General features: G+C 71.1%; 9 protein-coding genes and 1 pseudogene. 5 read left to right on the forward strand and 5 right to left on the reverse strand.

Translation table 11 applies throughout. The annotated features are described in order from the left end of the window. Positions 1–5 precede the first annotated feature (5 nt). From murU to JMT67_RS09075, 5 genes and pseudogenes are all read left to right on the forward strand, one after another. Positions 6–701, forward strand: a complete 696-nt coding sequence (gene murU, locus JMT67_RS09055) for an N-acetylmuramate alpha-1-phosphate uridylyltransferase MurU (RefSeq protein WP_201464020.1) — start codon at positions 6–8, stop codon at positions 699–701. Further along, a pseudogene (gene addB, locus JMT67_RS09060) lies at positions 698–3,925 on the forward strand (double-strand break repair protein AddB). The gene murU and the pseudogene addB overlap by 4 nt, the downstream one beginning before the upstream one ends. After that, positions 3,922–7,350 (forward strand): double-strand break repair helicase AddA, encoded by a 3,429-nt coding sequence (gene addA, locus JMT67_RS09065; RefSeq protein ID WP_201463283.1) that lies wholly within the window; start codon positions 3,922–3,924, stop codon positions 7,348–7,350. Before addB ends, addA begins: the two are co-directional and overlap by 4 nt. A gap of 117 nt (positions 7,351–7,467) precedes the next feature. Continuing rightward, positions 7,468–7,803, forward strand: a complete 336-nt coding sequence (trxA, locus tag JMT67_RS09070; RefSeq protein ID WP_054764133.1) for a thioredoxin — start codon at positions 7,468–7,470, stop codon at positions 7,801–7,803. A 73-nt stretch (positions 7,804–7,876) separates the two neighbouring features. Continuing rightward, complete coding sequence (locus tag JMT67_RS09075; protein WP_201463284.1) at positions 7,877–8,065, forward strand: hypothetical protein; 189 nt, start codon at positions 7,877–7,879, stop codon at positions 8,063–8,065. Here the strand turns inward: JMT67_RS09075 and JMT67_RS09080 are convergent. The 5 genes from JMT67_RS09080 to trpB are packed head-to-tail and all read right to left on the reverse strand — an operon-like array spanning position 8,062 to position 12,784. After that, a complete protein-coding gene (locus JMT67_RS09080; RefSeq protein WP_201463285.1) occupies positions 8,062–9,336 on the reverse strand; it encodes a bifunctional folylpolyglutamate synthase/dihydrofolate synthase in 1,275 nt (424 codons plus the stop codon). The two genes, JMT67_RS09075 and JMT67_RS09080, sit on opposite strands and share 4 nt — an antisense overlap. A 5-nt stretch (positions 9,337–9,341) precedes the next feature. Continuing rightward, positions 9,342–10,232 carry an acetyl-CoA carboxylase carboxyltransferase subunit beta gene (locus JMT67_RS09085; RefSeq protein WP_201463286.1) on the reverse strand — a complete coding sequence of 297 codons (891 nt, stop codon included), beginning with the start codon at positions 10,230–10,232 and terminating at the stop codon, positions 9,342–9,344. Positions 10,233–10,242: 10 nt separating this feature from the next. Further along, entirely contained in the window at positions 10,243–11,085 is an 843-nt protein-coding gene (gene trpA, locus JMT67_RS09090) for a tryptophan synthase subunit alpha (protein ID WP_201463287.1), read from the reverse strand. Continuing rightward, positions 11,082–11,558 carry a hypothetical protein gene (locus tag JMT67_RS09095; protein ID WP_201463288.1) on the reverse strand — a complete coding sequence of 159 codons (477 nt, stop codon included), beginning with the start codon at positions 11,556–11,558 and terminating at the stop codon, positions 11,082–11,084. The genes trpA and JMT67_RS09095 overlap by 4 nt, the downstream gene beginning before the upstream one ends. Next, positions 11,555–12,784, reverse strand: a complete 1,230-nt coding sequence (gene trpB, locus JMT67_RS09100) for a tryptophan synthase subunit beta (RefSeq protein WP_201464021.1) — start codon at positions 12,782–12,784, stop codon at positions 11,555–11,557. Before trpB ends, JMT67_RS09095 begins: the two co-directional genes overlap by 4 nt. Between the last annotated feature and the right edge of the window lie 27 nt (positions 12,785–12,811).

Consider the following 12,811-nt stretch of genomic DNA (forward strand, 5'->3'; position numbering starts at 1 on the left):
CTGCGATGGTCCTGGCCGCCGGCCTGGGCACCCGGATGCGTCCCCTGACCGACGACCGGCCCAAGGCCCTGGTCGAGGTGGCGGGCCGCGCCCTGATCGACCATGTGTTGGACCGTCTGGCCGACGCCGGGGTGGAGACGGTGGTCGTCAATGTGCACTGGTTCGCCGACCGGCTGGAAGCCCATCTGGCCGCGCGCGGACGCGGCCCCCGCATCCTCCTCTCCGACGAACGGGCCGAACTGCTGGAGACCGGCGGCGGGCTGAAGAAGGCCCGCCCCCTGCTGGGCGACAATCCCGTATTCGTCGCCAATATCGACAGTGTCTGGATCGACAGAGGCGACGCCCTGACCGATCTGATCCGCCTGTGGAACCCGGACACGATGGACGCCGCCCTGCTGCTGGCCCGCCGCGAGGGCTCCATCGGCTTCGAGGGCGACGGCGATTTCTTCCTGGCCGACGACGGGAGACTGACCTTCCGCAGCGACGCCCCCTCCGCCCCCTTCGCCTATATGGGCGTCCACATCACCCGCCCCGGCTATGCTGACCACGGGCCCGACGGCGCCTTTTCCCTCAGCCCCCTGTGGCGCAAGTCCGCCGCCGAGGGCCGTCTCTACGGCTGCGTTCTGGACGGCGACTGGATGCACGTCGGCGATCCCCAGGCGCGGGATCAGGCCGAGGTGAAATTGGCGGGATTGGAGTGAGCGCGTTCGATCCCTTCACGGCGTCCTGCCCCCGCTGGTACGCCGTCCCCGCCCACCGGCCCTTCCTTGAAGACCTGGCCGCCGGCGTCCTGGCCTGGCTGGGCGATCTGCCGCCCGAGACCCTGTCGGACGCCACCCTCCTTCTGCCCAACCGGCGCGCCGCCCGCGCCCCCCCCCCCCCCCCCCCGCCCCCCCCCCCCCCCCCCCCTCCCCCCCCCCCCCCCCCCCCCTCCCCCCCCCCCACCCGCCGTAAGGCGGCGATCCAGTCCTTGTTCGCTGAACTAGACTCCCTCACTCTTGTCTGCATCTACAATCTTGTAGAGGTTTCGGTCGATCCAGGAGACTCGCGCCAGAGAAGGACAACGCAGTGATGAATCAGCANACGGGCACGAGGGTTGGTTTTTTTTTAAGGTGAGACGGCCGCCAGCGACTTCACCACGGCGTGGTCCCCCGCCCGGGTAAGGGGTGTAAAGGAGACGGTCCCCGCCCTGACCCGCCGGTTCGAGATGGCGCGGATGATCGTCGAGCAGTTCGACGACAGCCTGACGCCGATGCGGGCCCTGGATCTGGCGGATGCGCTCGGCGGCTTCCTCGATTCCTGCCAGCTGGAAGAGGTTCCGAACCCCGAACGGATCGCGACCCTGGTCGACGGCGAGATGGCCGAACACTGGGAACGCTCGGCCGAATTCCTGGGCCTGGCGGTCGAGGCCTGGCCCAAACGCCTCGCCGAACTGGGCCTGGTCGATCCAGCCTGGCGCCGCGCCACGCTTCTGCGCCGCCTCGCCGAACTGTGGGACCACACGCCCCCGACCCAGGCCGTCATCGCCGCCGGTTCGACCGGCACCGTCCCCGCCGCCGCCGACGTCCTGGGCGCCGTGGCCAGAGCGCCCCTGGGCTGCGTCGTCCTGCCCGGTCTCGATCTCGATCTGGATCCGGCGGTCTGGGAACGGCTGGACGAACAGCATCCGCAAAGCGCCATGAAGCGACTGCTGGACCGGGTCGAGGTCGCCCGCACCGACGTCCGCCCCTGGTTCGCCCCGCCCCGGCCGCCCGCCGCCCTCGCCCGCGGCCAGGCCCGCCAGCGCCTGGTCAACGAGGCCCTGCGGCCCGCCGAGGCCACCGACGACTGGCGCCGCGCCATCCGCGACCTCCGCTCGACCGCCGCCGCGCGCGGCGAGGCCCGCGACCCCATAGCCGAAGGTCTGCAAGGCCTGTCCCTGCTGACCGCCCGCGCCGAGGAGGAGGCCGCAACGGCCATCGCCCTGATGATGCGCGAGACGCTGGAGACGCCGGGCAAGACTTGCGCGCTTGTGACGCCGGACCAGGCCCTGGGCCGCCGCGTCGCCGCAAGACTGGAGCGCTGGGGCGTCATCCCGGATTCCTCGGCAGGCAGCCCCCTGTCGCGCTTGCCCGCCGGCGCCCTGGTCGATCTGTGCGCCCGCTGGATCGCCGATCCGGTCCAGCCCCATCTGCTGCTGGCCGTCATCAAACATCCGCTGGTCCGGTTCGACCTGGGCGACGCGCCTCAAGCCGCCGCCGTCGCCGCGCTTGAGGAACACGCCCTGCGCGGCCCGCGCCCCCGCGACTTCGCCGCCGTGCGCCGCCGTCTGCTGGAAGCCGTTCAGCCCGACCGGCGCGGCAAGGCTCCGCCCGAGTGGAAACGGGAACGCCTGTCGGCCGCCACCCGCCTGGTCGAGCGTTTGCAAACCGCCGTCGAGACCGCTACCGCCGTCTTCACCCCCGACGCAGACCTGAACGTCGCCGCCTCCGCCCTGACGCGCCTGATCGAGACCCTGGCCGGCCAGGACGCCTGGGCCGGCCCCGACGGCGAGGCCGCCGCCGCCCTTCTGTCCGGCCTGATCGAGGGGGGCGCCGCCCTGGGCCGTATCGACCGGGCCGACCTGGCCGAGCTGACCTCCTCCCTGGTGCGCGAGACCGTGGTCCGCACCGGGGGCGCCACCCATCCGTCTCTGCGGATCCTGGGGGCCATAGAGGCGCGGCTTGTGCGCGCCGACCGGATGATCCTGGCGGGCTTGGAGGAAGGCGTCTGGCCCCAGGCCGCGCCTACCGATCCCTTCCTGTCGCGCCCGATGCGCAAGGCCCTGGGCCTGCCCCCGCCCGAACGCCGCCTGGGCCAGACGGCACAGGACTTCGTCCAGGCCGCCTGCGCCGAGGAGGTGATTCTGGTCCACAGTGAACGACGCGGCGGCCAGCCTGCCGTCCGCTCCCGCTGGCTGTGGCGGCTGGAGATGCTGACGCGGGGGGCGGGAGTCGACCTGCCCCGCCCCAGCACCGTCCTGGACTGGGCCCGCGCGCTCGACGCGCCGCCGCCCGGCCCGCCGCGCTTCGCCAAACGGCCCGAGCCGCGCCCGCCGGTGCATCGCCGCCCGCGCAGCCTCTATGTCACCCGCATCGAACGCTGGGTGCGCGACCCCTACGCCATCTACGCCCTGTGGGTGCTGGGGCTGGAGGCGATGGAGCGTCCCGGCGCGTCCGCCGAAGCGCTCGCCCGTGGCGACGCCGTCCACGCCGCTGTCGAACGACTGACGCTGGACTGGCCCCATGACCTGCCCGACGACTGCGAGGCCGTCCTTCACGACCACCTGTTGCGCGAACTGGGCGCGCGCGGTTTCGAGGATGCGGCCATGGCGCGCGAGGCGCCGCTCGCCCGCAACTGCGCTCGCTGGCTGACCGATTTCGAGCGCCGCCGCCGTGCACGCGGGATCGAAATCCTGGTCGAGCAACAGGGCGCCCTGACCTTCGACGCCCCCGCCGGCCCCTTCACCGTCAAGGCCTTCGCGGACCGGATCGAACTGTCGTCCGACGGGGCGGCGGTGATGGACTTCAAGACCGGGGCGGCGCCGTCCGCCAAACAGGTCAAGTCCGGCTTCGCCCCCCAGCTGACCCTGACCGCCGCCATCCTGGCCGACGGCGGGTTCGAGGGCGCCAAGGGCCCGGTCACGCCCGACGAACTGACCTATGTCCGCGTGGTCGGGCGCAAGACGGCGGGCGAGGTCATCACCCGCGCCTCGGGCGCCGAGGCCGCCGACATGGCCCAGGCGGCGCTGGAGGGACTGAAGCGCCGCGTCGCTCGCTTCGACGACCCGAACACCCCCTATGTCTCCTGGGCCGCGCCCCAGTTCATGGGCGCCCAGGGCGGCAACTACGACCATCTGGCCCGCGTCTGGGAATGGTCGGTGATCGGCGACGGGGACGAAGAATGAGCGTGTCCCCCCAGATCGTCGCCGCCGATCCGCGCCTGACCGTCTTCGTCACCGCCAACGCCGGCTCGGGCAAGACCACCACCCTGGTCAACCGGGTGGCGCGGCTGTTGCTGGATCAGGTCGATCCCGGCGCCATCCTGTGCGTCACCTACACCAAGGCCGCCGCCGCCGAGATGCAGGCCCGGCTGTTCGACCAGCTGGGCGGCTGGGCCGTGCTGGACGACGCCGCCCTGTCGCGTGAACTGGCCCGGCTGGACGACGGCGATCCGCAGACCCTCGATCACGCCGCCCTGTCCCGCGCCCGCAAACTGTTCGCCCGGGCGCTGGAGACGCCCGGCGGGCTTAAGATCCAGACCCTTCACGCCTTCTGCGAGAAGCTGCTGCGTCGTTTCCCGCTGGAGGCCGGTGTCTCGCCCCGTTTCACCGTGCTGGAAGACCAGGCCGCCGCCGCCCTCAGCCATGCTGCGCGCGAAGACCTGGCCCGCGCCGCCGTCGCCGACCCGGACGGTCCCATCGGCCAAGCCTACAGCCATTTCGCCGTCGAGCTGGACTGGCAGCGGTTTCAGGCCCTGCTGTCCATGATCGAGGCCAGGCGCGCCGACCTGCTGGACTATATCGACCGCGCCGAGGCGGGGATCGCGCCCGACCCTCACGCCCTCACCGGGGCCGAAGCGGGCCGCAGCCCGGAAGACCTGGAGCGGGATTTCGTCGCCTGGATCGACCCCGCCGAATGGAACCGCATGGCCGAGGCCATGGCGACCGGCTCGACCAATGACAAGAAGATCGCCGACGCCATGAGCGTGGCCGCCCCGCCCCACGCCGGCTTCGCCGCCCTGGCGGGCGTCTTCTGCACCCAGGCGGGCGAGCCGCGAAAAAGCATGGGCACCAAGTCGGCGCCCCAGGGCGCCGTCGGCCGGCTGTTGGACCTCCAGACCAAATACCTCGCCGCCCGCGAGGCCCTGCGTAAGGCCAAGGTCGCCGACGACACGATCAAGGTCCTGACCCTGGCCCGCGCCCACGCCGCCTTCTACGAGGCCGCCAAGGCCCAGCGCGGGGCGCTGGACTTCCCCGACCTGGTCGCCCGCGCCGCCGCCCTTCTGACCCGCAGCGGGGCCGCCGCCTGGGTGCTGTACAAGCTGGACGGCGGGGTCGATCACGTCCTGATCGACGAGGCCCAGGACACCGCCCCCGACCAGTGGGCCATCGTCCGCGCCCTGACCGGAGAGTTCTACTCAGGCCAGACGTCGGGCCGCACCGTCTTCGCCGTCGGCGACGAGAAACAGTCGATCTACTCCTTCCAGGGCGCCCGGCCGGAACGGCTGCGCCAGGAGCGGGCCGACTTCCTGGCCCTGGCCGAGGGCGCCGGCGAGCCCTTCGCCGGGCCGGAGCTGAACACCTCCTACCGTTCGACCGAAGAGGTGCTGGCCTTTGTCGACGCCGTCTTCGCCGATCCCGACCGCACCCGCGCCCTGACCGGCCCCCAGGGCGACATCGCCCGCCATATCCCCGCCCGCATCGGCCAGCACGGGGCCGTCGACCTGTGGCCCCTGTTCCTGGACGAACCCGCGCCCGAGACCGACGCCTGGGACGATCCGGTCGATCAGGAAAGCGCCGGCAGCGCCAGGAAGCGCCTGGCCCGCGACCTGGCCCGCGAGATCCGCCGCCAGGTCGAAAGCGGCCTGGCCGTCTTCGACAGCCGAACGCGGGATCTGCGCCCCGCCGGCTACGGCGACTACATCGTCCTGGTCCGCCGCCGCGACGCCACCTTCGAAGAGATCATCCGCGCGCTGAAGACCGAGGGAGTCCCCGTCGCCGGCGCCGACCGGCTGAAACTGTCCAGCCATATCGTCTTCGACGACCTGATCTCTCTGGCCCGCTTCGCCCTCTTCCCCGACGACGACCTGTCGCTGGCCGAGGTGCTGCGCAGCCCCCTGTGCGACGTGGACGAGGACGGCCTCTATGCGCTGGCCGGGCGCGAGAACCGGAAAGGCGGCCAGCTGTGGCGCGACCTGCGCGACCGGGCGCACGAACGCCCCGAATGGACGCGCGCGCGGGATGCGCTCCAGGCCGCCATAGCCGCGCGCGGCGGCGACCCGTTCGCCTTCTTCTCCCAGGCCCTGAACCGGGTGGACGACTTGGGGCTCTCCGGCCGCGCCCGCATCCTGGCCCGGCTGGGCCGCGAGGCTGAAGAAGCCATAGGCGAAACCTTGAACCAGGTCCTGGCGGCCGAGAACCGCGGCGCGATCGACCTTGAATCCTGCCTCGCCCAGCTCGAGGCCGCCGACGTCGAGGTGAAGCGCGAACTGGAGGGGGCGCGCGGCGAGGTCCGCGTCATGACCGTCCACGGCGCCAAGGGGCTGGAGGCGCCGATCGTCATCCTGCCCGACACCACCATGAAGGCGAAGGCGCAGGGGCCGTCCCTGATGCCCGCCGTCACGCCCGAGGGCGAAGGCGAGGCCTGGCTGATGGCGCCCGGCTCGGCCCGTGACGACTGCCCCGCCTCGGCCGACGCCCGGGCCGCGCGCCAGGCCCGCACCGACGACGAGACCCTGCGCCTGCTCTATGTGGCCCTGACCCGCGCGCGGGACCGCGTCATCGTCATGGGCCGCGCCTCCAGCCGGGGCGCCGAGGCCGGCAGCTGGTGGTCGGTGATCGAGGAGACCTTCGACCGGCTGGGGGATCAGGTGCGCGAGGTGGAGAACGGCGTCCGCCGCTTCGGCGTCGATCCCGAACATCGCCCGACCCAGGCCGCCGCGACCGCCTCCGCCGACGCCCTGCCCGCCTGGGCCGCAGTGCCGCCCCCGCCCGACGCCGCCGCCCGCTTCGCCTCGCCGTCGCGGATGGAAGGCCAGGTCCGCATCCCCCCCCTCGCCGCTCGCCCGCAGCGCGGCGGCGGCGCGTCTTTGGGCCGGTTCCGCCGCGGCGACCTGATCCACCGGCTGCTGGAGCGCCTGCCCGAGATCGCGCCCGCCGACCGCCCCGACGCCGCCCGCCGCCTTCTGGCGCGCGAGACCGATCTGGACGAGGCCCAGCGCGCCGAGATGATCGCCGCCGCCTTCTCCGTGCTGGACGACGCCCGCTTCGCCCCCGTCTTCGGCCCCGGCTCCCGCGCCGAGGTGGCCCTGACCGGCGCCCTGGCCGGCCCCCCGGCCGGCCTATCGAACGTGGCGATCAACGGCCGGATCGACCGACTGGTGGTCACGCCCGATCGGGTGCTCGTGATCGACTACAAGACCAACCGCCCCGCCCCCGACGCCCTGGACCGGGTCGATCCCGCCTATGTGCTTCAGGCCGCCGTCTATGTCGCCGTGCTGAAACGCCTCTACCCCGACCGCCCGGTCGAGGCCGCCCTGGTCTGGACCGACGGACCCAAGCTGATGCCGATCCCGCAGGCCATGCTGGATGCGGCGTTGGCGGACAGTTGAATTGCCCGCGATTCGCTCCCACATCTGCCTCCGAACCCGGACAGACCGGACCATCTCAACATGCGCTCAAGCCGCTCGCCCCTACGGGCCCGGCGACCGCGCCCCAGGGAGCCATTCATGGCGACAGTCAAAGTCACGGACGAAAGCTTCGACGCCGACGTCCTGAAATCCTCCACCCCCGTCCTGGTGGACTTCTGGGCGGAATGGTGCGGCCCCTGCAAACAGATCGGCCCGGCTTTGGAACAGATCGCCGACGAACTGGGCGGCCAGGTCACCGTGGCCAAGATCAACATCGACGACAGCCCCCTGACCCCGTCCAAACTGGGCGTGAAGGGCATCCCCACCTTGATGCTGTTCAAGGACGGTCAGATGACCTCGATGAAGGTCGGCGCCATGCCCAAGGGCAAGATCGTCGAATGGCTGGCCGAGGCCGGCGTCAAGGCCGACGCCTGATCCTTCCGCCTGTCCGACAGGATCGAACGCCCGCCGGTTCCGACCGGCGGGCGTTTTTGCTAGAAGGCCGCTCATGAGCGACGAAACCCCGCCCGACGACACCCCGGACGACATCCCCGGCGAAACCCCGGTTCAGAAGGCCCTGCGCCTGAAGACCGCCAAGCTGGAGGCTCGGCCCAAGCCGCCGCGGGGCGGACGCTTCCAGCGCGAACAGGCCGCCCGCCTCGCCGCCGGCAAGTCCAAGCCCTGGATGACCCGCTAGACGGGCCAGGTCTCCGGGCTGGCGCCCAGCACCTCGCCCGCCAGATACAGAGACCCGCAGATCGCCACCCGGCCCGCACCGAACCGCAAGGCCAGGTCCAGGGCCTCGCCGACCGAGCCCGCCGGGGTCGCCGCCAGACCATGGCCGCGCGCCACGGCCGCCAGGGCCGCAGGCTCGGCCGCCGCCCCGTCGAAGCCGACGGTGAAGACCGTGGCCTGGCTGTCCTTCAGGGCCGCAAAGAAACCACCGGCGTCCTTATTGCCCAGCATGCCGCAGATCAGGGCCAGGGGGCGCGGCGCCCGCGCCTGACGCTCGGCGAGAAAAGCCGCCAGCGCCCGTCCGGCATGGGGATTGTGCCCCCCGTCCAGCCACAGCTCCGCCTCCGCCGCCTTGGCCGCCTGCCCATAGGGTCCGGTCGAGATCCGCTGCAGCCGCGCCGGCCACCGCACGGCCTTCAGCCCCTCGATGATCGCGCTTTCCGGCAGATCCAGCTCCAGGGCGGCGGCTATGGCCACGGCCGCATTGTCGATCTGGTGCGCGCCCGCCAGGGCGGGCGCCGGCAGGTCCATGAACAGGTCCGCCGTCTGGAAGGCCATGCCGCCCCGCTCGGCCCAGGCGTCGAAATCCACCCCCAGCACCGTCAGCCGCGCACGGACGTCGGCGGCCCGGCGTTCGATGGCCTTGAACGCCTCCTCGCGCTGGCGCCCGATCACACCCGGCGCCCCCGCCTTCAACACCCCGGCCTTTTCCGAGGCGATCCCGGCCAGGTCCGTGCCCAGAAACTCGGCATGATCATAGTCGACCGGGGTGATCACGCTCAGCAGCGGCCGCTCGATGACGTTGGTGGCGTCCAGCACCCCGCCCAGGCCGACCTCGATCACCGCCAGATCGGCCGGTGTCTCGGCCATGGCCAGGAAGGCGGCGGCGGTGGTGCTCTCGAAAACGGTCGCCTCCCCGGACACGCCCTCGATCCGGTCGAGGATGGCGTTCAGATGATCGTCCTCGATCAACCGCCCCGCCAGCCGGATCCGCTCGTTGAACCGCACCAGATGGGGCGAAGTATAGGCATGGACCTTCAGCCCCGCCGCCTCGGCGATGGCCCGGATCAGGGCCACGGTCGATCCCTTGCCGTTCGTCCCCGCCACATGGACCACCGGCGGCAGCCGATGCTGCGGATCGCCCAGGGCGGCGCACAGGGCGCGCATCCGGTCCAGCGACAGATCAATCCGCTGCGGATGTCGGGCGCGCAGCCGCTCGGAGATGGGGTCCAAGGCCGTCAGGCCGCCTGGCGGTTTCCGCCCATCAGCACGGACAGGATCCGGCCCAGGACTTGGGGCAGATCGGCGCGGGTCACGACCCGGTCGACCATGCCCTTCTCCTGCAGATATTCGGCGCGCTGGAAGCCCGGCGGCAGTTTCTCGCGGATGGTGGCCTCGATCACGCGCGGACCGGCGAAGCCGATCAAGGCCCCCGGCTCAGCCAGATGCACGTCCCCCAGCATGGCGTAGGAGGCGGTCACCCCGCCCGTGGTCGGGTCGGTCAGCACCACCACATAGGGCAGTTTCGCCGACTTCAGCTCTTCGATGGCCAGGGTGGTGCGCGCCATCTGCATCAGCGACAGGGCGCCTTCCTGCATCCGCGCCCCGCCGGCGGCGGTGAAACAGACCAGCGGAACCTTGCGGGCCACGGCCTCGCGCGCCGCCTTGATGAAGGCCTCGCCCGCCGCCATGCCCAGCGACCCGCCCATGAAGGTGAAGTCCTGAACGATCACCACCGCCTTCTGACCGCCGACCGAACCCCAGCCGATGGCCATGGTGTCCTTGCGGCCCGCCGCCTTGCGCGCGGCGTTCAGCCGGTCCTTGTAGGACTTGCCGTCCGAGAACTTCAGCGGATCTTCCGGCACGTCCGGCGTCTCGATCGTATCATAGACGGCGCCGTCGAAGGTGGCCTTCAACCGCGTCGGCGCATCGATCCGCATATGGCGGCCCGACGGCGTCACCCACAGGGCGGCCTCCAGGTCCGAGCGGTACAGCATCTCGCCGGTGTCGGGGTCCTTGACCCACAGATTGTCGGGGGTGTCGCGGCGCGACACGATCTTGCGGACGCCGGGCGCGAAACGGCTCAGCCAGCCGCCGCGCTTTTCCTGGGGTTTGTTCTTGTCGACCATGGGCGGGCTCTTAGACGGTTTCCGTCGCGGAAGCACTAGTCACGACCGATCGAACCGCGTCGCCTAGGGCCTTGACCCGGGCCAGCACGCGCGTCGCGGCTGGCTCATTGGCCTCCACAGCGGCGGCCACCTCGTCCACCAGGGCCGAGCCGACCACCACCGCGTCGGCGACGCGGGCGATCTCGGCCGCCCGTTCCGGCGTCTTGACCCCGAAGCCGACCGCGACCGGCAGGCCCGAGGCCTTGCGCACCCGCTCCACCGCCGGCGCCACGACGTCGGCCTTCGCCTCCTTGACCCCGGTCACGCCCGCGACGGCGACATAATAGACGAAGCCCGAAGTGCCCTGGACCACGATCTTCAGCCGTTCGTCGTCCGAGGTCGGGGTCGCCAGGCGGATCAGCGAGATCGAGACCTTGTCCAGCGCCTCGATCAGCGGCCCGGCCTCTTCCGGCGGACAGTCCACCACGATCAGCCCGTCGATGCCGCACTCGGCCGCATAGGCGGCGAAGGCGTCATAGCCCAGGCTTTCGATCGGGTTCAGATAGCCCATCAGCACGATGGGCGTGACGTCGTCGCCCTTACGGAACTCGCGCGCCAGATCCATCGTCGAGCGCAGGCCGAAACCCGCCTTCAATCCGCGAATGGCGGCCCGCTGGATCGGCGGCCCCTCGGCCATCGGATCGCTGAACGGAAAGCCCAGTTCGATGATGTCGGCCCCGGCGGCGGGCAGCCCCTTCAGGATCGCCAGCGCCTCTTCGCGCGACGGATCGCCCCCCATCACATAGGGGATAAAGGCCGCCCGGCCCTCGGCCTTCAGTGCGGCGAAACAGGCGTCGATACGGGCGGTGGTCATTGGGTCGATGTGTCCGAAGCAGGCTTCTCGGCGGCGGCGGCCTGCCCGCACACGTCGCCCGGAATGGTGGCGAAGCCCAGATAGGCGGGCAGTTCGGCGACGGCGGTCTTGGTCGTGTCGTAGAAGGCGACCATCTGCATACCGTCGCAACCGCCGCCCTCGCGACGCTTGATCAGGACGACGCGGTTTTCGTCGCCGCCCGCCGCCAGCCAGCCCTTGGTCTCCAGATCGGCGATATAGGCCTCGGCCAGGGCGCCGACCTGACCCAGGGGCGCGGTGACGCACCAGGCCCGGCCGGCCAGATTGTTCAGTCCGCCGCAATCGGGCGAAAGCTGCGCGCCCGACAACAGGCCGACGTCGGCCGGGCCGCCTTGCGGCGCAGCGGGGACCGGCGTCTGGGTAGGCGTCTGGGCCTGCGCAACGGCGGCGGACAAGCTCAGGACGGCGGTCGCCGCAAGAAGAGTACGGATCACAGGTCCACTCCCAGATGACGGGCGACCTGGAAGATGTCCTTGTCGCCCCGGCCCGACATCAGCAGGACGACATCGCCGCCCTTGCCGACTTCGCGCGCCACTTCGCCGGTCCGCGCCAGGGCGTGGGCCGGTTCCAGGGCCGGGATGATGCCTTCCAGCTTCGAGCACAGCTGGAAGGCCTCCAGCGCCTCATTGTCCGTCGCCGAGCGATATTCGGCCCGGCCGATGTCGTGCAGCCAGGCGTGCTCCGGCCCGATGCCGGGATAGTCCAGCCCGGCCGAGATCGAATGGCCCTCGACGATGTTTCCGTCCTCGTCCTGCAGCAGATAGGTACGATTGCCGTGCAGCACGCCCGAGCGACCGCCCTTCAGCGAGGCCGCATGGTCCGGCGTGTCCAGCCCGTGGCCCGCCGCCTCGACCCCGATCAGCCGCACGCCTTCGTCTTCGATGAAGGGGTGGAAGGCGCCGATGGCGTTCGATCCGCCGCCGATACAGGCCACGACGGCGTCCGGCAGCTTGCCGAACTGAGCCTGGGACTGGCGCTTGATCTCCTTGCCGATCACCGACTGGAAGTCGCGCACCATGGCCGGATAGGGGTGCGGACCCGCCGCCGTGCCGATGATGTAATAGGTGTCCGAGACGTTTGTGACCCAGTCGCGCATCGCCTCGTTCATCGCGTCCTTCAGGGTCGCGGCGCCGGCGGTGACGGGGAAGACCTCGGTCCCCAACAGACGCATGCGGAAGACGTTCGGCTGCTGCCGCTCCACGTCGACCGCCCCCATATAGACGGTGCAGGGCAGGCCGAACCGCGCCGAGACGGTCGCCGAGGCGACCCCGTGCTGGCCGGCGCCGGTCTCGGCGATGATCCGGGTCTTGCCCATGCGCCGGGCCAGCAGAATCTGGCCCATACAGTTGTTGATCTTGTGCGCGCCGGTGTGATTCAGATCCTCGCGCTTCAGCCAGATCTTGGCCCCGCCGAAATGTTCGGTCAGCCGCCCGGCGAAATACAGCGGGCTCTCGCGACCCACATAGTGGGTCAGATAGCCGTCCAGTTCGGCCTGGAAACTGGGGTCCGCCTTGGCCGCCTTATAGGCCGCATCCAGCTCATGGATCAGCGGCATCAGGGTCTCGGCCACGAACTGCCCGCCGTAAGGCCCGAACCGTCCCTGCGCGTCCGGCCAGGCATAGGCGTTGGAGAGCGGCTGAGCGGGATCAGGAGCTTGGATGGGCGTTTGAGCGTTCACGGTTTCGAC

Source organism: Brevundimonas aurantiaca (assembly GCF_904830995.1).
Taxonomy (GTDB): Bacteria; Pseudomonadota; Alphaproteobacteria; order Caulobacterales; family Caulobacteraceae; genus Brevundimonas; species Brevundimonas aurantiaca.

Coding starts and splice junctions, on each gene's coding strand:
- trxA (WP_054764133.1), top strand. CDS start 7,468: ATGGCGACAGTCAAAGTCACGGACGAAAGCTTCGACGCCGACGTCCTG.
- addA (WP_201463283.1), top strand. CDS start 3,922: ATGAGCGTGTCCCCCCAGATCGTCGCCGCCGATCCGCGCCTGACCGTC.
- trpA (WP_201463287.1), bottom strand. CDS start 11,085: ATGACCACCGCCCGTATCGACGCCTGTTTCGCCGCACTGAAGGCCGAG.
- murU (WP_201464020.1), top strand. CDS start 6: ATGGTCCTGGCCGCCGGCCTGGGCACCCGGATGCGTCCCCTGACCGAC.
- JMT67_RS09085 (WP_201463286.1), bottom strand. CDS start 10,232: ATGGTCGACAAGAACAAACCCCAGGAAAAGCGCGGCGGCTGGCTGAGC.
- JMT67_RS09075 (WP_201463284.1), top strand. CDS start 7,877: ATGAGCGACGAAACCCCGCCCGACGACACCCCGGACGACATCCCCGGC.